This window comes from Thermococcus sp. SY098, from assembly GCF_035621495.1.
In the GTDB taxonomy this organism is placed as follows: Archaea; Methanobacteriota_B; Thermococci; order Thermococcales; family Thermococcaceae; genus Thermococcus_B.
Genome location: NZ_CP141821.1, coordinates 1,166,260 through 1,186,380 on the forward strand (window position 1 = coordinate 1,166,260; position 20,121 = coordinate 1,186,380).

18 protein-coding genes and 1 other RNA gene are annotated in these 20,121 nt (G+C 40.9%); 4 read left to right on the forward strand and 15 right to left on the reverse strand.

From position 1 onward, the window contains the following. Nucleotides 1–14 precede the first annotated feature (14 nt). Complete coding sequence (locus VFC49_RS06520; protein ID WP_048159974.1) at nucleotides 15–758, reverse strand: RAD55 family ATPase; 744 nt, start codon at nucleotides 756–758, stop codon at nucleotides 15–17. 49 nt (nucleotides 759–807) lie between these two features. Next, the gene (locus tag VFC49_RS06525; protein ID WP_013467944.1) at nucleotides 808–1,557 is read right to left on the reverse strand and encodes an ATPase domain-containing protein; all 750 of its coding nucleotides are present in this window, start codon (nucleotides 1,555–1,557) and stop codon (nucleotides 808–810) included. Between the two features lie 283 nt (nucleotides 1,558–1,840). Between VFC49_RS06525 and priL the strand changes: the two genes are divergently transcribed. From priL to VFC49_RS06540, 3 genes are read left to right on the forward strand one after another with little or no spacing between them, the layout of a single operon-like run. Then, nucleotides 1,841–3,037: a DNA primase large subunit PriL gene (priL, locus tag VFC49_RS06530; RefSeq protein ID WP_324734868.1), complete on the forward strand. Its 1,197-nt coding sequence runs from the start codon at nucleotides 1,841–1,843 to the stop codon at nucleotides 3,035–3,037. Beyond that, a complete protein-coding gene (gene priS / locus VFC49_RS06535) occupies nucleotides 3,030–4,067 on the forward strand; it encodes a DNA primase catalytic subunit PriS (protein WP_324734869.1) in 1,038 nt (345 codons plus the stop codon). Before priL ends, priS begins: the two co-directional genes overlap by 8 nt. A 2-nt stretch (nucleotides 4,068–4,069) precedes the next feature. After that, nucleotides 4,070–4,930 carry a DMT family transporter gene (locus VFC49_RS06540; protein WP_324734870.1) on the forward strand — a complete coding sequence of 287 codons (861 nt, stop codon included), beginning with the start codon at nucleotides 4,070–4,072 and terminating at the stop codon, nucleotides 4,928–4,930. Here VFC49_RS06540 and rnpB read toward each other — a convergent pair. The 5 genes from rnpB to VFC49_RS06565 all read right to left on the reverse strand — a co-directional run bounded on the left by rnpB (nucleotide 4,931) and on the right by VFC49_RS06565 (nucleotide 8,633). Next, nucleotides 4,931–5,255, reverse strand: an RNA gene (gene rnpB, locus VFC49_RS06545) — RNase P RNA component. A gap of 39 nt (nucleotides 5,256–5,294) precedes the next feature. Next, nucleotides 5,295–6,920: a hypothetical protein gene (locus VFC49_RS06550; RefSeq protein ID WP_324734871.1), complete on the reverse strand. Its 1,626-nt coding sequence runs from the start codon at nucleotides 6,918–6,920 to the stop codon at nucleotides 5,295–5,297. Nucleotides 6,921–6,961: 41 nt separating this feature from the next. Then, on the reverse strand, nucleotides 6,962–7,228 hold the full coding sequence (locus VFC49_RS06555) for a hypothetical protein (protein WP_324734872.1): 267 nt from the start codon (nucleotides 7,226–7,228) through the stop codon (nucleotides 6,962–6,964). Nucleotides 7,229–7,234: 6 nt separating this feature from the next. Next, nucleotides 7,235–7,642, reverse strand: coding sequence for a DUF61 family protein (locus tag VFC49_RS06560; RefSeq protein ID WP_324734873.1), 408 nt, complete (start codon nucleotides 7,640–7,642; stop codon nucleotides 7,235–7,237). Nucleotides 7,643–7,676: 34 nt separating this feature from the next. After that, nucleotides 7,677–8,633, reverse strand: a complete 957-nt coding sequence (locus tag VFC49_RS06565; protein WP_324734874.1) for an NAD-dependent epimerase/dehydratase family protein — start codon at nucleotides 8,631–8,633, stop codon at nucleotides 7,677–7,679. A 289-nt stretch (nucleotides 8,634–8,922) separates the two neighbouring features. Between VFC49_RS06565 and glnA the strand changes: the two genes are divergently transcribed. After that, entirely contained in the window at nucleotides 8,923–10,245 is a 1,323-nt protein-coding gene (gene glnA / locus VFC49_RS06570) for a type I glutamate--ammonia ligase (protein ID WP_324734875.1), read from the forward strand. Here glnA and VFC49_RS06575 read toward each other — a convergent pair. The 8 genes from VFC49_RS06575 to VFC49_RS06610 all read right to left on the reverse strand — a co-directional run bounded on the left by VFC49_RS06575 (nucleotide 10,242) and on the right by VFC49_RS06610 (nucleotide 19,920). Next, nucleotides 10,242–11,090: a DMT family transporter gene (locus VFC49_RS06575; RefSeq protein WP_324734876.1), complete on the reverse strand. Its 849-nt coding sequence runs from the start codon at nucleotides 11,088–11,090 to the stop codon at nucleotides 10,242–10,244. The two genes, glnA and VFC49_RS06575, sit on opposite strands and share 4 nt — an antisense overlap. A 9-nt stretch (nucleotides 11,091–11,099) precedes the next feature. Next, on the reverse strand, nucleotides 11,100–11,864 hold the full coding sequence (locus VFC49_RS06580; RefSeq protein WP_324734877.1) for an NAD+ synthase: 765 nt from the start codon (nucleotides 11,862–11,864) through the stop codon (nucleotides 11,100–11,102). Nucleotides 11,865–11,869: 5 nt separating this feature from the next. Then, nucleotides 11,870–12,358, reverse strand: coding sequence for a hypothetical protein (locus VFC49_RS06585; RefSeq protein ID WP_048159809.1), 489 nt, complete (start codon nucleotides 12,356–12,358; stop codon nucleotides 11,870–11,872). Between the two features lie 38 nt (nucleotides 12,359–12,396). After that, on the reverse strand, nucleotides 12,397–13,404 hold the full coding sequence (locus VFC49_RS06590; RefSeq protein ID WP_013467956.1) for an ABC transporter ATP-binding protein: 1,008 nt from the start codon (nucleotides 13,402–13,404) through the stop codon (nucleotides 12,397–12,399). A 10-nt stretch (nucleotides 13,405–13,414) separates the two neighbouring features. After that, entirely contained in the window at nucleotides 13,415–14,374 is a 960-nt protein-coding gene (locus VFC49_RS06595; RefSeq protein WP_013467957.1) for an ABC transporter ATP-binding protein, read from the reverse strand. 10 nt (nucleotides 14,375–14,384) lie between these two features. Beyond that, on the reverse strand, nucleotides 14,385–15,827 hold the full coding sequence (locus VFC49_RS06600; RefSeq protein ID WP_324734878.1) for an ABC transporter permease: 1,443 nt from the start codon (nucleotides 15,825–15,827) through the stop codon (nucleotides 14,385–14,387). A 10-nt stretch (nucleotides 15,828–15,837) separates the two neighbouring features. Beyond that, nucleotides 15,838–16,899 carry an ABC transporter permease gene (locus tag VFC49_RS06605; RefSeq protein WP_013467959.1) on the reverse strand — a complete coding sequence of 354 codons (1,062 nt, stop codon included), beginning with the start codon at nucleotides 16,897–16,899 and terminating at the stop codon, nucleotides 15,838–15,840. A gap of 228 nt (nucleotides 16,900–17,127) precedes the next feature. Continuing rightward, nucleotides 17,128–19,920 carry an ABC transporter substrate-binding protein gene (locus VFC49_RS06610; protein ID WP_324734879.1) on the reverse strand — a complete coding sequence of 931 codons (2,793 nt, stop codon included), beginning with the start codon at nucleotides 19,918–19,920 and terminating at the stop codon, nucleotides 17,128–17,130. Nucleotides 19,921–20,121: the final 201 nt, after the last annotated feature.

Below are 20,121 nucleotides of genomic sequence, written 5' to 3' on the forward strand. Positions count from 1 at the left end.
ACAAAGGGTAAGAATCAGACTTGAAGCTGAATTCCTGTTTCAGTTATCTCATAAGGCACCCAAGACAGAACATGTTTGGTTCTTCTCATCCCATAGACCCTTAGATATCTTCTGAGGGTCATATTTTCTTCTATTAACCTCATCTCGATTATTCCATCAACAATTGCCTTAACCATCATTTCAACATGAGGTTCCTCAATTCCAGAATTCATCTCAACCAACCACACCTGCTTGTTTCTGTGAGCAAGTTCTTTTAAATCCTCCAAAAATTTGTATATCTGCTTTTTATCTGTTTCAAAGAATATTGGAGTCAAAGATGATATTATTCCCGTTATCATTGGAGGGTTCTTTTCAGATAAAATCTTCAAGGTTACATCCTTTATCGCATCGATAAGTTGAGTGGTGTCTCTGATATCAGTAACAACCGCTTCATCAAAGGAGAACTTAGGAGTCCCCCTTAATCTCTGACTGTAGGCATCGAGTATGAAGAAATTCTCCTCAAGATATGGCATGAAATCCCATCCAAAGTCAAGAGCATTACTTACAAACTCATATTTTGGAATATCAACGAGAATCCCAATTGTGGAGTATCCTCCAGTTAGCTGTGTGTGAACGAACTGGCTGATAAACGTTGTTTTTCCTGACTTGGGGTCACCAATTAGCAAAACAACGCTACCTTTTGGAATGCCCCCCATTATGAGGTCATCTATTATCCCAGTCGGAACTCTTTCTACTCGTTTTTCAATATCCTCATACATTTCAAAGATATTCTGAACCAAAGCGAGACACCCCGTGCAGAATTCGAAATTAATAAATCTCTCCACTTGGATAGACAACTATTCCACTGTTGGTTATTTCAAATGGGTATTTTCTCATCGAATGCTTTGTCTCACGCATCTTCCTGATAAGCAAGTATCTTTTTAGCTCAATGTTTCTTTCTTGAAGATCAAGAATCACGACACCCCTTGCTATATATTCCTCAATCCCATATCTGCTTATTCTCCCAGCACTCGGGTCTGGAGCTTCGGTTGTCAGGATTGTTGTAACTCCCATTTCAAGAAGTATTGTGTTCAACTTTAGTAGCACTTCTCTGATTTGTGTCTCCTCTTTAAGTCTAAATGCTATCGAAGGAACAGAATCAATAACGAGACGTTTCGCATTTATTGCTTTTACGACCCTATAGATGTATCTAAGAAAATTATCAATGTTAAACCTATCCTCAAGAGCAAATTTTTCTTCGGAAGGCAATCCAACGCTTGAGCTAACGCCATCCACAATGGCAATTAAGCCTTGCTCTTCATATTTTCTAAAATCCCATCCAAAAGAGAGCATTTCCCTCCGAAGGTCTTTTGCCCTTTCTTCTAACGTAACAAAAACACCTGGCTCTCCATATTCTTCTGCGCCTTTATATATAAATTGAGCTCCAAAAGTAGTCTTACCAGTACCAGTACTACCAGTTACCAGGATAGTTGTATTCTCAGGGAAACCGCCCTCAATCAGCTCATCAAAACCCGGGATTCCGCTTTTAACCCTCCTTACTACATAAGACTCAACCATCGTGATCACCTGATAACATTGATAAGTATAACATCCAGGCTTTTATTAAATTTATCCTTTCTCCATTTCGTTATGACCAATTTATTTTTGAGTTATTAACCAATATAAAATTTTTGGGGTGAGGTTTCCTGTTTTCTGCAATTTCCGCAACTCTCGTTGCTAATTCTTCAAATTTAGAGAATATCTACAAAAAAGAAAGCAAATAGATCAGATCACAGTACTCTGCTTGCTATGTGGCATAAGAGTTTTAATATCAAAATCAACAATTCCCTTAGGTGAGGTCATGCTCGATCCCTTTGGGAAAAAGGCAAGGGAATTACTTAAGGAATTTGAAGACATTAACAGCTTCTTAGAGATTATTCCAACGTATTTGGATATAAATTTAGCATTAGAACGGGTTAAATGGCTAAAAAATGATGCAATTCCAGAATATATTTTAAATGCTAATGATTGGAAAGATTTAATGGGATTTTACGCCCTTTTAGGTGCACTCGCATTTTCTCCGTATGGATTTGAAATGGAGCTTGTAAAAGAAGCCAATTTAAAGATATATCTTACCAGAATCAAAAAAACCAAGAATTTTGAAGAGCTTTCAATATCTATTGCACCCGTAGCAGATAATGAAATACCTCAAAGAGATCTGACGATAATTGAAAAAAGGCTTTACAGTGAAATTTCTCCAGAAGACAGAGAAAAAATCACCCTCAAATACAAAGTTAAGCTAAAAGATTTTCTAAGCTTAAATGAAGGTAGCTTAAAAGACGTGTACATTAGAAATGGATATGCATATCTGAATAGAAGCCAACTTATAGAGCTCTGGAAAAAATCCTTTGAAAAAAATCTTGAGAGAGCCGTGAATCTGTTGTATGAACTCAGAGATGAGCTTCCCCAGTACTATATCCAGCTTTATAACCGGTTAAGTGAGATTGCAAGAGAGTACTTTAAGAAAAGGCTTGAAGGGGTCGGAAGAACCACCGCCCAACCATTGAGATTCGATTTATTCCCTCCATGCATTAAAATCGCCTTGGGAGGCGTACCCAGCGGGTTGAGAAATTATGCCATAACTGTTCTATTGACATCATTCCTGAGCTATGCAAGGATATGCCCCAATCCCCCAAGCAAAAATGTGAAAATCAAAGACTGCATAAAGGATTTAAGCATAATTGAAAAAGAAATCCTGCCAGTGATAATTGAAGCGGGGAACCGGTGCTCTCCCCCACTTTTTGAAGATCAGCCAAATGAGATCAAAAACATATGGTACCATCTTGGATTTGGTTATACTTCAAAACCTAAACTGGAAGACAGTGGCACATCCACTTGGTATTTCCCACCAAACTGCTCAAAAATTAAAGTGAATGCACCTCAGCTCTGCAAACCCGATAAAGACTGCAAGTACATCAAAAATCCTCTCACCTACTATCTGAGAAAGCTATACTTAGAAAGTAAGAAAGAGAGTCAAGGAGAGGATAAAAATGAATGAGCTTTTCAGGGAAGTTACAAAAAGGGAGAGGCAGCTTTACTATGAAAAGGAATGGAATGCTGAAAAACTTCCATCATTTATTGTGGATACTCTCGAAAATAGAGAATTTGGTTTTGATCATACTGGAGATGGACCAAGTGATAGGAAAAATGTATTCCATGACCTAAGAGACTTAGAAGATTACGTTAAAGCAACAGCACCTTATGCAATATTTTCAAGTGTTGCATTATATGAGGAGCCCAAAGAAATGAGTGGGTGGCTTGGAGCAGAGCTTGTTTTTGATATAGATGCCAAGGATCTGCCCCTAAGAAGGTGTAACCATGAAAGTGGAACTGTTTGTCCAATTTGTTTAGAAGATGCTAAAGAGCTTGCAAAAGATACGCTAATTGTTTTAAAGGAGGATTTTGGATTTGAAGATATCCACATTGTGTACTCCGGTAGAGGATATCACATAAGGGTACTTGATGAATGGGCACTTGAACTTGATTCCAAGGCGAGGGAGAAAATTTTAGCATATATATCTTCAGCAGAAGAGGTTACATTCGATGACATCCAAAGCAAGAGGATAATGCTATCTTCTGGATACTTCAGGATTTTTCGTCTTCGCTTTGGATATTTTATAATGCGTGTTAGATATAACCACCTCAAAAATATTGGATTAAATAAAAAGCAGATTAGTTTGATTCTGAACAACAAAGAAAAAATCTACCAAGGATTTGTTAAAGAGGCAAGACTTACAGCCTTTCCACAGGGAATAGGGTACAAAACTCTCCTTAGACTCTTCGCATTGTCAACTACATTCTCAAAAGCATACTTCGATGGCAGGGTCACAGTTGATGTTAAAAGAATCCTCAGAGTTCCCTCAAGCCTTCATTCTAAAGTCGGATTAATCACAACTTATATTGGGAGCAAAGAAAAGGAGCTTGAAAAGTTTAATCCGTTTAGAGATGCAGTGCCAAAGTTCAGAAAAGAAGAAGTCAAGCAAGCATATGAGGAATGGCTCAAGAATAATGAGCTAAAGAGTGAGTAGAGATGGAAATTTCAGGGAGAATTAAAATAACAGTCTCAATGCTAATCTGGGGAAGTGTTGGGATTTTTGCGAGGTTCACAAATTTAAATGGATTGGGAATCGCATTCTTTAGGGTTGCATTAGGAGCTTTAATTTTAGCACTGTTGTTCAGCATAAAAGATAAATCTTGGTTTCAGAAGGTTAGTGATGCTACCAAACAAAAGTTTGGATGGATGATCCTCCTTGGCATTGCACTTGCCTTAAATTGGGTGTTTTTATTTACCGCTTTTCTATACACTTCAATAGCAAGAGCAGTCCTTATTTATTATTCAGCTCCAGTTCTTGCAACGTTAATTTCAGCTAAGTTCCTTAAAGAAAAAATCTCGAAATTTCAAATTTTGCTGATTCTTATGGCTTTTCTTGGCTTGCTGATAATAATGAGCGAGCAAAAAATGAATTTTGAAAACAGAGATTTTATAGGAGCCGTATTCGCATTCATAGCAGCAGTTTTTTATGCGATGATTCCAAATCTGGGTAGATTTTTAAAAGAAGTGAAAAGTGACATACTAACATTTGTTCAGCTGTTTATAGCCTCTGTAATCCTTATTCCTTTCGTCCTCTATGGTAAAATATTCGTTGGAAAGATTAACTGGCTTGCCGTTGGAATTTTAGTAGCTGTGCACACTGTTTTTGCACTCTTCCTATATATGGACGGATTAAAAAGCGTTAAAGTGAATGAAGCCGCCTTGCTCAGCTATCTTGATCCTCTAAGTGCGGTGGTTTATGCGTTTTTAGTATTCGGAGAAGTCCCTACTGTCAGAACAGTGATAGGGGGAGTTCTGATACTATCAGCATCTCTTTTAGATACATTAAAGCGGAGATAGGCGAGAGGGCTATAGCCCGCCTTCTGTATTAAGGAAGCATTCGACTGAGCGGCCAACCACGGGGCTCACACCGGGAACTCATCGCCCCTCTTTCGGCCTTGCACCCCGCGGGACGGCCGTTTCACCGATCCCCCCGAGGTCGTCTGCGGGTTAGCTCGGGAGCTGTCACCAGCTCCCTTCACCGCTTTCATTCCCATCCCTCGGAGGACGTGTCGTTTCTGCGCCGTTGCCCTCCCTCTCGGGAGGTGCCTTGCGGCACCGCGGCCCCGGTGCGGTGGGCGGAACTTCCTCGGGCTCAAGGCCCGGCAACTCCCAGCCCTCTCGCCTAAAAAGGGATTTAAAAGAAGATATTATAAAGATTTGGTTACTTATTTTTTGGGAGTTCTGTTTTTTCTCTAAATTTCGGAATTTTTGGTTTCTTATACTTACCGAGAGGAGACTTTCTCTTAGGCCTGGGCCTTTTTCTTTTCTTTTTCTTGTCAGATTTCACAAGTCCTATAAAAACCGCCGTTAATACAGCCGCAATTAATATTCCTACGAAATACATTGTCCATGTTTTCTTTTCCTTATGTTCTCCCTCTATCAATTGAGAAGTTGTTTCTTTTGTCTTAATTATGCTACTGGAGGATGTTGAAGATAGCGTCTGTGTTGGAGTCCGCTTCTCAATGTAAACAGTTCCCTCCTTAATGATATTCTTCCCGAATGCAGAGAGCACAAACTGGTACTTTGCCTCCCCCTCTGGAAGGGTGTACTCAAGGCGTATTTTGTTCTCTCCCGGAAACAATGTAATATCCTTTAACCCCTTGTATAGGGTTTCATTTGCTGCAGTTATCTTATAATGCAACGCCCCCTCAATTTTCTTTGAATTTTCGTTCATGATTGCAACTGTAAACTCGACCTTTCCATTGTAGAGGACGCGATACGTTACGCTGTCTATCTTTGGATATGCTATAACATGATATGTTGCCGATCTCTCTCCAAGAGAGACGCCATCATAGGCTACTTTCACAAGAACCTTGACTTCACCAGGAGGTGCTGAAGAGAGTGAAAAACGAACTATGTTTGTACCTTTTTGAAGCTGAACAGTCTCAGTATATTTGTGAAGCAGTTCGCCATTTTTATCGTATGTCAAAAGCGTGACATTGACTTTAATATCTCTTTCAGATGTTAGTGTGATATAAACTTCATTTTCAGAATCTTCCATAACTTGGGTGCTCTTTAAAGACAGTGCAGAAAGCTCAACACCAAACTGAATGTAATATTCCTTCGAAAAACTATATGTCCCTCCAGGATATTCCAATAGATATACAAGTTTGTAATTGCCAGATGGTAGATCATAAGGAATCGGAATTTCAAACCGGACTATATTATCTCCCTTTGTCAGATTAACAGTCTTTGTTACGAGCAGATATTTCTTTCCGTTTCTCTCAAGATACGCAGAAGCCTTCAGTGGGATTATACTGTTCTTTAAATTCTTAATATGAGAAGACACAACCACTGTTTCTCCATTAAGTACATAATTAGAACTAAAAGGTCTTTCTTTTACATAAGTTATCGCCTCCTCAAAAATGAGGGGTTTGTCAATGACTTTTACTGGAATTTTTGCTGTTATAATGTATATATCCCCAGATTCTAAAAAGCCCCAGAATGTCAAAACAATCTGATAATTACCAGGTTTGACGCTTTCATTCACAAAAAGCTTGTAGCTTATTTCCTTGGTCTCCCCTGATGTCCATTCATTATAAATGGTTTTTTGAAGTTCCAGCCTAAATCCTTCAACCCTATTAAGCCTTTCATCCAAGACAACATACTTCCGGAAGCTTACAATCTTAAAATCAAAGTTTTGATCATTCTTCAAAATAAAAGTACCTTCTGTATAATCCCCAGAAAGCACTAAAATTTCACCCTGAGATGAAAAGATTATAAATTGTGCAGATGCAAGGGGCAATAAAAACAGTGTTATAGCAATGATAAGTGTTACTCTTTTCATCAACATCCCCCAAATATTTTTGCATTTGAACAATATAAATTTCATGTTAAGAGAAGAACTATCCCAAGGAGTGTAAATCCAAAAAATAAGATCAAGCTTAACTTGTAAAGAGTAAGTCTTGAAAAGTGTCCCCTAACCATGAGAGCAAGTATCGTAAGCATGCTACCATAAAAGACTGCAAAAATTCCAAGAGCTTTCTTTATATCAACCTTCAAGAGCAGAAGCAACCCAAGAACTGCTCCAGCCAATACTGTTATGTGAGGCACTGTGAACAGATAGTAGTTAAGCAAAACTTTGTTTTCGTCCATTGTTATTCACTCCATTATAAATGCATAAGTTGTAGTTGTGGGCAAAGTTCTTCTTATTTTTGGTAGCAAATACCGAGGAAGGATAACTTCTACTTTTTCCTCTAATATGTCATACGTCCCAAGTACTTTTTCAATTACCTTAACTTCAACCCTCCCCCTAACCCTAAAATACCCATGCCAGGCAGTCGTTATTTCAAGCACGATTGGGAGGTGAAGCTTTTCAAGTTCCTCTACATCTAAGAGAGATTGCAAATATTCAAGTTCCTCCTTTTTGAAATAATGAAAACTCCCATCTCTAAGCTGAACTTTTGGAACATCTTCGTTCAAAAGCTTTGCTAAGCTTTTTCTCGCTCTGGGCAGGTGTATGTTAATTCTTGCTATTTCTTTGTTTATTATTTCATCTGGTTGAGACATGAATTAAACTAAGATAAAGATGATAAAAAGGTTTTCACTCCAATGTCCTTAAGAGTTCTCGAACGGTCCTTTTTACAGCATCATAACTGTTCATTTTTGGCTTCCATCCCTTGCCTTTAGCTTTTTCAATGCTTAAACGCATGAACTTCACGTCTCCTTTCCACCCTCTCCCGCCATCAACTCCACCTGTAAAATAGAACTCCGGATTAAGTCCCATCTCTTCGCTGACAATTTCAGCAATTTCCTTAACTGTAATCCAATCCTCGCTTCCAAGGTTGTAGACATCATAGGTTTTATTCTCCTCCTTAAACTTCTCAAAAAGGAACAACATCCCTTCAACAGTATCGCTCACATGAAGATAGCTCTTCTTTTGAGTTCCATCTCCAAGAATTTCTAAACGATTTGGGTTTGCCTTCAGTTTATTTATGAAGTCATAGATTACTCCATGATTTGAGCGCTCTCCTATTATATTTGCTAACCTGAAGACCAAACTTTTTATATCAAAAGTATGGGCATAACCACTAATTAAAGCCTCAGCTGCAAGCTTTGCCCCACCATAGACACTTATCGGTTCAAGAGGAGCATAATCTTCCGGAGTTGGAATAACTTTAGCATCCCCATAGACAGTGGATGAAGATGTGAACACAAGGTACTGGACTTCCTCCCCCCTCATGGCATCAAGAAGGTTATACGTTATCAAGACATTTGTTTCATATAAAAGTCCCGGGCTCTGTGCCCCAATTCTAACCTCCGGATTAGCCGCCAGGTGGAATACAACCTCAACATCTCTTACGGCTTTTTTCGCAACTTCCTTACTCCTCAAGTCACCTTTGAGAAATTCAAACCGTTCATGATCAAGCCACTGTTTAATATTATTCAAGCTACCAGCACTTAGGTTGTCAACTACTCTAACTTCGTACCCTTGTTCCATCAATCTGTCAACTAAGTGGGAACCAATGAAACCTGCACCTCCAGTAACAAGAACCTTCATTTTCATCCCCTCCCAATTATCTGAACGACCATTATATATCCTTTTTGTAGTTAGCTGGTTACGAGGTAGATCATCAAAATGAAACCACTGTTTCTCAGAATTCTATCAACATAAATTTGTAGAAATAGTCAAGTAGTTCCATAAAATTTGGCATATTTTTGTCACAAAAATAGACTCTGGGTGGACATTTGTCAAAATGACAATTGTTCAGACAAAAACCTTATATTATATAAATTGTTCAAAGAAAAAGCGTTTATAATGAACATTCAAACAATAATAGGTGATAAAAATGAACGAAATAAAAAGCATGACAACGATGGAGAGAAGAAAAATAAAATTCCTTCAGCTGATTTTTGTTGACATAAACGGTGTTCCAAAAGGAATGGAAGTGCCAATAGAAAGATACGAGGAGGCTATAAGTGATGGAATTTCTTTTGATGGATCGTCCATCCCTGGATTTCAGGGAATAGAGGACAGCGACTTAATATTTAAGGCTGACCCTTCAACATATGCAGAAATCCCATGGGAAGGAGTAGCAAGAGTCTATGGGTTCATATATAAAGATGACAAACCCTATCATGCAGACCCAAGAGGAATTTTAAAGAGTGTGAGTGATGAACTTGCGAAAGAAGGACTAAAAATTTATATCGGGCCAGAACCAGAATTTTACCTCTTCAGAAAAAATGGAACATGGGAACTTCAATTACCAGACGTTGGGGGATATTTTGATATCATAAACCTTGACAAGGCTAAGGATGTAAAGAGAGAAATTGCACTCTACATGCCCTACTTTGGTCTAACTCCTGAAGTGTTACACCATGAGGTGGGGGCTGGACAGCACGAAATAGATTTTAAGTTCTCAGATGCCCTCGGAACAGCAGACAACATCATAAGCTTCAAATATGTTGTCAAGGCAGTTGCAGAGAGTCATGGATTATATGCAACATTCATGCCAAAGCTCATCTATGGCATGCCTGGCAATGGAATGCACCTTCACATAAGCCTGTGGAAAGATGAAGAGAATTTATTTGTCGGGGAAGAGGGACTCAGTGAAACAGCACTATACTTCATTGGCGGAATATTAAAGCATGCCAAGGCACTGGCAGCTTTGACGAACCCAACCGTAAATAGTTACAAACGTTTAGTCCCAGGATATGAAGCCCCTGTTTATGTAAGCTGGGGTTACAGAAACAGGAGTGCACTGATAAGAGTTCCAGCATACAAAGGAAAGGGTGCAAGAATTGAATACCGCTGTCCAGATCCAAGTGCAAATCCCTATTTAGCATTTGCCGCAATAATCGAGGCAGGCTTGGATGGAATAAAGCACAAGATTGAACCTTTTGCATATGTCGAAGAAAACGTTTATGAAATGGATAGAGAAAAGAGAATTGAAACAGGTATTGAGACCCTGCCATCAAGCTTAAAAGAAGCCTTAGATGAGCTCAAAAAGGACAAAATTGTTAGAAAAGCCCTTGGAAAGGCTTACAGAAACTTCAAAGAATATAAAGAAAGGGAATGGGAAGAATATATCGAGTACCTCAAGAAAAGAAATATCCCATTAGAGACCAAAGAAGTAACAGAATGGGAGCTCGAAAAGTATTTCTACGTTTAATTCTTTTTCCCAATTATATCATCTAAATGAATAAGCACTGAGCCTCCAATTATTAAAGCCGCCCCTAACAACTGTTTTAATGTCAAGACTTCATTAAATACCAGATACGCTAAAATTAGAGCTACGACTGGTTCTATCGTCGCTATTATTGAAGCTTTGCTTACCTCAACCTCTCTCAGAGCAGTGTTATATAATATGTATGCCAGAAATGTTGGAAAAAACGCAAGTGCAAAAATATAGGGAACTGCATTTAATGGAATTTTAAAATTAGAAAAGGGGATTAAGAACAGAGCTCCAAATCCAAGAGTATATAGTAATGCCTCTTCAGGGTTCTCGTTTCTAACTGCCATTTTACCTAAAACACCATATAATGCATAAGTAACTCCGGATAGAAGTCCCAATATTATTGCAAGAATGCTTATTCTTTCATCATTCGGATTTACAACAAATAGCACTCCTGAAACTGCCATTATCAATGCTATTGACTTTGTTGGAGTTACTTTTTCTTTAAAGACAAGGTATCCAAGTATCATAGAGTGAATTGGGGCAGTGTATAAGAGTAAAACCGCCAAAGACACTGAAGATATTCTTACAGTATAAAAATACAGCACATAAAACAAAAAAATACTAAAAAACCCATAGAATGCGTAAAATGGGAGACGTTCTTTCTTAATCTTCAAACCTTTTGAGGAGTTATATATTAAGAGGAGAAAAAACGCAATCATCACCCGATAAAATACCACAGTAAAAGTGTCCAAGTTAAACTGATACAGCAGTTTGGCAAATATTCCAAGAGTACCCCACATACTGGCAGCTAAAAAAACTAAAAGATATCCCCTCTTCAAGCTCCCACCTCAGATCTCTGGACCTACTGGTAGACTTCTCTTGTGTTCACTATTCTTTATTAAATTCTCAACGTATTCGATTTTTTCAATTGGAATACCTAACTCCTCAGCAATTTTTTCTTTTGGCAGTTTCAAGTCAACTAATCTGTAAAGGATCTCATCCAGGAGTTTGTAACTTATGCCGAGTTCATCCTCATCCGTCTGCCCAATCCAGAGCCCAGCAGTGGGTTTCTTCTCAATAATCCTCTCCGGAACACCCAACCTCTTGGCAATCTCCCAGACTTCCGTTTTGTAGAGGTTTATCAGTGGAGCATAATCACTTGCACCATCACCCCACTTAGTATAATAACCCGTCAAAAGCTCACTCTTATTGCTTGTTCCCAAAACGAGGAGGTTGTACTGGTTTGCATGAGCATAGAGGAGAACCATCCTCGTCCTCACCATTATGTTGCCCTTGGTAATCTTGTCCGGCTCGAAGTCAAGGCTTTCCTCAAAAGCATCAACTATTGGCTTGATGTTGATGATCTTATAGTTAATTCCAAGAGTTTCACAGACTAATTTCGCATCCTCAACGTCCTGATTCTCGTAGTATGGCATTATCAAGCCAAGAACTTTCTCCTTTCCCAAAGCCTTCACCGCAAGAAAAGCAGTAGTAGCACTATCAACACCACCACTAACACCAACCACAACACCACCTACATTTGTTTCGTCTACCTTTTCTTTAATGAAGTGCACTATTTTCTCAATAACCTCCTCGTAGTTTAGAGTCCTCATTGAGATCACCTTCTTCTCTTCCGTGTTTTTTCAACAGCACCTTCCATAAATCTAATATATCCATACACACTTAAAGCACTTCCTACAATCATGAAAACAAAAGCCAAGAGTGATAAGAGGGAGTAGGGATAATCAACACCGTAAACTCTATACGAATAGCTCACATTACCACTCTCGACACGTATTTCAGGTTGGGAAGTTGGGGTTAGACGAACAGATTGATTATTGAGAGTGTAAGAGTTTATCTTCCCCCTCTGAATAACAACAACACTTGCATTTTGAGAGGAAATGATAAGAGTTCTATTTATTACGAAATAGTTGCTTTCGAACTCTTTGTCTCCAATAATGTGATGCCCAACACCTAAGGTTCCCTGGGAAAAATAGGATTTTTCAACACTATACATTGATACCAGGGATAGAAGAAGAGCAAGTGCTAAAAAAATTAATCCCCCCTTTATCAGCGGATAATTAATGGCTTTTCTGAATGTAGTCATGGTATCACATCCAAACAGAGAAATAAAGAAGGAAAGGCTCAGATTTTACCTGCTAAATGGCACTCAACCCAATGGTTGTGTTCGTATTCAATGAGCTGTGGATGCTTAACATCACAGAGTCCTTTCTCCATGTAGACACATCTGGGATGGAACCTGCACCCTGGTGGAATGTTGACAGCACTTGGAACTTCACCTTTAATTGGCAATTCTTTGATGATGTTTCTCCTCTCTGGAATTGGCTCTGGAACAGCAGCCAAGAGAGCTCTTGTATATGGATGTATTGGATTGTCAATTACGACTTTAGCGGGCCCCATTTCAACTATTCTCCCCAGATACATAACGGCTATCCAGTCAGCAAAGTACCTTGCCGTTGAAAGGTCGTGGGTGATGTAGAGATATGTAACGCCCATCTTTTCTTTAAGCTCCTTCATCAATTCAAGGATTTCTGCTCTAATTGAAACATCAAGCATTGAAACAGGCTCATCTGCAACGATAAATGTTGGATTCAAGATGAGTGCTCTTGCAATAGCAACTCTCTGTCTCTGACCGCCTGAAAGCATGTGCGGATGTCTTCCAACATAGTCCTCCGGTGGAACAATTTTGACCATTTCCAGTGCTTTGTATATGAGTTCTTCTCTTTCCGCCCTTGTTTCGCCTATTCCGTGAATTAAGAGAGGTTCTTCGAGCACGTCATATATCCTGAATCTTGGATTCATTGACGAGAAAGGATCCTGGAATATCATCTGAACCTTTCTTCTGTAGGCCTTAATTTCCTCTTGAGTTTTGAGTTCAGTAACATCTTTCCCTTCCAGATATATTCTGCCATCTGTAGGCTCAAGGAGCTTCATGACAAGCTTTCCTGTTGTTGTTTTACCACAGCCACTCTCACCGACTAAAGCAAAAACTTCCTGCTTGTGCACTTCAAAACTGACCCCATCAACAGCCCTAACGAATCGTGGGGGTTCTCCCCTGAGTGCCCCAAGTAATCCTCTCTTGATCGGGAAGTACTTCTTAAGATTTTCAACCTTTAAAATTGGCTCAGCCATCTTTCATCCCTCACAACAGCCAGCATGCTGCATAGTGATCTTTATCAATCTCCTTTAGCTCTGGTTCTTGTTCTTTACATACCTGCATCGCATAGGGGCATCTTGGATGGAATCTGCAGCCACTTGGGGGTTTAATGAGGTTCGGCGGTTGTCCTGGAATGAATTCAAGCTTATCAACGTCCTCATGCAATCTTGGGATTGCTGCAAGCAACTTTTGAGTATACGGATGGGCTGGCTCATAGTAGATCTTCTGGCTGTCACCGATCTCGATTATCTTTCCAGCATACATTATCGCAACACGGTCGCTGATCTCTGCAAGAATGCTCAAGTCATGTGTGATGAATATCATTGAAAGTCCAAGTTCCTTCTTAAGCTTCTTCATCAAATTGATGATCTGCGCCTGAACAACGACGTCAAGAGCTGTTGTTGGCTCATCGGCAATAACAACCTCTGGCTCAAGGATTAATGCCGTTGCAATGACAACCCTCTGCTTCATTCCACCGCTCAGCTCATGTGGATATCTGTAAACAATCTCTGGCGACAGACCAACTAACTCGAGATATTTCATTGCTCTGTCAAGGGCTTCTTCTTTTTCCATTCCTTTGTGATAGATGAGGGGCTCAATCATCTGGTAGCCAATTGTATAAACTGGATTCAAAGCATTCATTGCACCCTGGAATATCATTGATATCTTCTGCCACCTTATTTCTCTTCTCAAAACGTCCTCTGGAAGTCCAACTATTTCTCTGCCGTCAATTTTAACACTGCCTCCCACAATTTTTCCTGGAGGAGTTGGCATTCCCATTAAAGTAAAGCCAAGAGAGGACTTGCCACATCCACTCTCTCCAGCGAGTCCTAATACTTCTCCCTTTTTGAGCTCAAAGCTGACATTGTCGACTGCTTTGACGACACCTCTGGATGTGAAGTAGTACATTTTGAGATCTTTAACTTCAAGGACAGTCTTAGCCATCTTCCACACCTCACAATCTCCTGAGTCTTGGGTTCAACACTCTATCCAATGCCACACCAATAAGCACGAATGTCAATGCAACTAATGAAATTGCCAATCCTGGTGGAATGACCCACCACCAGTACCCGTTAATTGTTGCACTGTTTGTCTGAGCATCATAGAGGATTTGTCCCCATGTAACTGCTGTTGGGTCACCAAGTCCAAGGAAGCTGAGTGATGCTTCAGTGAGAACGGCTCCAGGAACGCTTAAAGCCATGACAGCAAATGCATAAGGCATGATCTGTGGCATGATATGCTTGAATATAATCCTTCCAGTCCCAGCGCCCAAAGCTTTTGCTGCCTCGACATAGGTCTGCTCTTTAATCTGGAGCGCCATACTCCTTGCAACCTTGGCAATTCCAGTCCATCCGAACATCACCAGCAGGAAGACTATTGTCCACAATGTAACGTGTCCCTTGAATGCTGCACCCAAAAGGATAAGGATCGGCAACGTTGGGATTGAAGCAACAAACTCGTTAACTCTCTGCATAAACTCGTCCTTCCAGCCACCAAGGTATGCGCTCGTGACACCGTATGCAATTCCGATTAAAACGCTCAAGACTGCTACTGACACACCAACGACAAGTGAAACCCTTGTTCCCCATACTAAACCTGCCCAAAGGTCTCTCCCTTTGTAATCCGTTCCCATCAGCCCATAAGTTCTTCCAGTGAGGATGATTTGGACAGGCTTTAAGTCAACTTTATCTCCCTTGTTAAACGTGAATATCTCAACCTGGAACTTGTAGTCCCCGTGGAGAGGCTGTGGGTTTATTAGTATACCTGGTTCAGCTTTTGCAAATATGACCTCCATGACGTCCATTGTGCTTTTTATTGTTTCAACTCTACCCTGAAGGTTCTTTGGATCTTCAAACTGCGACGCCCAGTTAAACACATTGTTCCTAACAGCACCCATTTTGGCAAGTTGGTATATTGATCCCTCCACCAAGTCAGCACTCAAAAGCTCGATCTTTTTCCCATCTGGTCTGTAAACCGTGATTACGATCTGAGCTGGAGTGTTGAGATCAGCAAGCTGAACCCCAATATTCTTTATTATCAAATCTTTTGGAGGCAGATCGTACCTATTATTGTAGTCAAATTCAAAAGCGTAGTATTTTATCCCTCCCCCTAAATCCTGTCCTTCAGCTGTAACCTTCAAGTCATTATAGGTAAGAACCTCGTGGGCTGCAAGCTTTTTTGCAGTGAAATAGTTGTACCATACTGGGGGAACATTTGTAGGATTGCCCTCCCAGTATGTGGTCCATTTCTTTGGAATGTCTGGTTCAGTTATGTAAGGGGCTGCTATGGCTGTGAAAACTAAGAGGGCAAGTAAGAATAATCCAAGCAACCCACCTTTTTGCCTTCTAAATTCAAACCAGAAATCCTTAATGCTCTCCTTTACATCAACCCATCTCATCTGCCTCACCTCATGTTTGCTGGGATGCACCAACTTTAACTCTTGGATCAAGGTAACCGTATGCCAAATCCGCAAGTATCATGCTTATCAGATAAAGGGCAACTGTAACAAATGTAACTCCCATGAGAAGTCTCGTTTCGTTTTGTTGTAGAGCAGTCCAGTAGAGTCTTCCCATTCCCGGCCAGTTGAAGACTCCCTCTGTAATGATTGCACCACCCAAGGAACCGAGAAGGCTGAAGATCGTCATTGTGATGATTGGTGGAGCAGATGCTCTCAGAGCATGTCCGTAAATAACTTTTCTTTCCGGAACACCTTTAGCTCTTGCAGCCATGATGAAGTCTTCCTGCATTGTGCCGATCATGATGTTTCTGGTTGTCCACGCCCAACCTCCAAAGAGGACAAACACTATCGTCCCCACAGGGAGTACCATATGATAAAGGATGTCAGTGTAGTAGGCAAATCCTTCCTTAGGTGGAGTGGATGTCATACCACCACTTGGGAACCATCCAAGTTTGAACGAGAATATTAAGATTGCGATCATTCCAAACCACCACATTGGTATACTGCTCGTTAGCATTGCAATGATGGAAACTGCTCTGTCCAATGCACTACCTGCAACCTGAGCTGCTTTAACACCTAAGAGAAGGCCAATCAGAATAACAATTATCTGTGCTGTCGTGAAGAGCAAAACTGTTCTTGGAATCGCAGCTGCAATAATCTTTTTAACGTTAGTCTCACCGAATATTGGAGTTTTTGTATTACCGAAGTTTAGAGTTAGAGTGTCCTTTGTTCTCTCTAAGACCCTAACCCAGAAAGGCTTATCCAGTCCGTAGGCACGAATTAATCTGTTGTACTCATTTTGATACCACTGTTGAAACCTTTCAGGATCGGCTGAAAGCTGCTTCATAAGTTCCGGATTTGCCCTTAGCTTCATATTTATCTGCTCCTGTATGCTTGACTTTAAGTCCTCCTCTGCAACTTTTGTAAACAGAACTGAAACAAGTAGCGTTACTAATGCCAGAACTAAAAGCGCATTTAAGAGTCTAATTGCCAAATAACGACCGTATCCCAAACCTCACACCTCCCTGTTCAGACATGTTCATTCGGGACATTTCTCATTCATCAACATTTTCAATCTTGTAAAACTTTTATATATTTTTCTATAACGATAAGTGGGATACGTATATTTCAAGAAAATGAAGTGGCAAAACCCACAGTATACCAAGTTGTTTGTATATGGAGAACGGAGAAAAACACCAAGTTCCAAAAACAAAGTAAAAGTTAGAAAGAAGGAAAGAGTTCACTTCCTCCTTCTCAGGAGCAGTGGAATTAATGCTAATCCAAGGAGTGCTGCTGGACCACAGACACCTGTCTTAGTCTCGGTTGGTGATGGTGACGGACTTGGGCTTGGTGATGGACTTGGTGATGGAGATGGGCTTGGAGATGGTGATGGACTTGGTGATGGGCTTGGGCTCGGGCTTGGTGATGTAACCTGCTTCTTGATTACAATCAGAGTCTTCTTGTCAGTGAATGATGTAACACCCTCCATCAGTCCGCCTTTGACATAGATGTCGTATCTTCCAGCCTCCCACTTTGCAGTCTCTGAACCTGGAACAGTTATCTCGAAGACTCCTGCCTTAGTGAGTTTAGCCTCGCCGGTGTAAACTGGATTGCCGTTCTCATCTCTTATCTCAATGTAGACGAATCCCTTGTCAGCCGGCTGGGTTCCCTCTGTTGGATACTCAACGACCATGTTTGCCCTGACCTCAATCTTCAGATCATCTCCTGTAAATACCCTTGTTGGAACATTGACACCAGCAAGCTCAAGCTTTGCAAGGATGAGTTTTTGCTTCCAGTAGTCAACGCTGAACGGATAGGTTGGGTCTCTGAATGCCTTGAGTTCAACGAATATCTTGTCTGGATCGTACTTCTCAATGTAGAATGGACCGTTGCTGACTACAGCGTTGCCGTGCTCGTCAATCCACTTGATGAGTGCGTCGTAACCTGGTGTTGGGTCTTTAACATCGTTGGCAATTGAAGGTGGAACCGCCTTCTTGGCCTTGAGAGCCTCAATAACTTTCTTCAAGTCTGCAACGTGGTCTTTGATGAGCAAGTCAAGCTGTGCAACACCCTCTGCCTCTTCACTGAATGAGTACTTCTGTGATGCTCCATATTCTTGTCCCTTTGCAACGAGTTCGCTCATTGCATAGAGGAGCTGCCATGGGAGCGTTGGCCAGACAGCGTTGTTTGCAGCGATGACATCATCAGCAATTGGGTGGATGTAGTCTGTATAGACTGCAATTGTGTCCTCATCGACGAATTCATAACCCTTTATCTGCTTGGCGATATCAACGAATGCGTTTGCGATCTTCTCATCGTAATATGGATCGTTGTCGCCATTCTTGTAAGCCCATTCATAGTTGAATGCTATTGCATACTTAAAGTCTGCCATTGTCATTGGCTGTCCATCGTGCCAGTTGCCAAGCTTACAATCGTAGGTAACCTTGGCTTTAGCCTCCTGACCAGCGTATGGTGAAACCCACTTCTTCACAGTTGCGTTCCAGATGACTGCGGTCTTGGGCACCTTAATTGGTCCTCTCTCAACCTTGAAATCACATCTGACTGGGATGTATGTTCCGGTTGAGAGGTCTGTGTAAACTGGGTAGTCTCTAACAACCCTCCAGATTGCACTTGCATAAACGTCGTCGATACCACCGACTGGGTTGAATGCGCTCATGAAGAGTGCACCGGTTGCTGAGTACTCGGCAACGTTGACAACCTTGTCAGGTGTTTCAGCAGTTATCAGGCTCCATCTTGTCCAGAGACCGCTTGAGACATCTCTTGCAATCGCTTTAACTCTGTTCTTGTTGACTGGGAAGTACTCCCATGTCTCTGCTGTAAACATTCTTATGCTGTCCATTATACCAAGTCCCATTGATATCTTCTGGAGATCCCAGTACTGGTCGGCATTTCCTTCTTCAAGCTTGTACTCCTTACCATTGACTTTAACACTTGTAAGTACAAGAAGCTTGGTGACATCATCAATTGTCCAGTCGTAAAGCTCCTTAAGCTTGTCTCCAACATAGTACTTGAGACCAAGTGCCTCAACTGCCTTGTCTGGGCCTCCTATATAGTCAATGAAGTCCTTGACTGTGAGGGTTGGCTTGTACTCCCATCCAACTGGAGCCGGAAGCCATCCATACCAGTCAGCATACCAGAAGGCTGTGTAGTCATCTGGCCACTTGACGTTAACTGTTGAAACCCAACCAGCAGTGTAGAGGTTCCATTCATAGTTCTTTGGATCGCTCAGGTAAACTGTTGATGAAGCCTTTCTCCTATCCCAGAGAAGTCTCTCAACCTTGAAGTGGAAGAACTTTTCAATTAAGTCAGCAACATAAAGACCCTCGTCTTTTCTTCTATCTTCAATTCTTATGATGAACTTAACCGTAACGGGCTCACCATCAAAGTACCACCACTGTCTTCCGTTCTCATCGGTCTTGAGCTCGAGTTTGTGCCCCTGCTTTGCTAATTCGTCAGCAGCTTTCTTCATAGCTTCTTCAACCATCTTCTGTGCCTTGGCAACGTCAGCTGTAGCTGAGATTCCAAGAGCCTTATAAACTGGCTCAAAGTATGGGTTGGCACCTGTGCTTGGTCTAATACCACCAATCATTGGAGCTCCGCTACCTTGGAGGATGTTCTGAACAATGTACTGCCTGCTGACGAGCCAGTTCATTGCAAATCTGACTTCCCTAATTGCAAATGGGTTGAAATACTTCTTCTCACCTACTGTAATCAAGTATGGGCTGTCATCGTCATGGACGGGGTTCATGGTAATTTCCCAGTAACCGCTTGCTGTTTTGATGAGCTTTAAGTTGTTTAAAACATCTGCTGGTAAGTCCTTGAACTTAGCTCCGCTGACTGACCAGAGGAATATATCCAAGTCTCCTTTTGCAACGTCTGTTATACCAGTTTCCTCATTAGTCCTAATTGAGATATACACAGTGTCAGGGGCTGGCCCCTGCTCTGCTGCAGCTAATGGTCCTAAAAGCATAACAAAAACAAACAACAAGGCCAAAATTCCAGACCTCTTCATGGTTTAGTCCTCCCTCATTTTCTTAAACACTACTGCATTTCTTAGGGTATAAAGGCATAAGATTATACATACGATTCCTATTTAAGAGTTACGTTTTTGTAAAACTTTGAGAATGTTCACTGTACTCCTGCAAGCCCATACACAAAGAAGAGCACTAACATTGGAACTCAAGCTTAATGCGACAATATTATTGGACAGTTC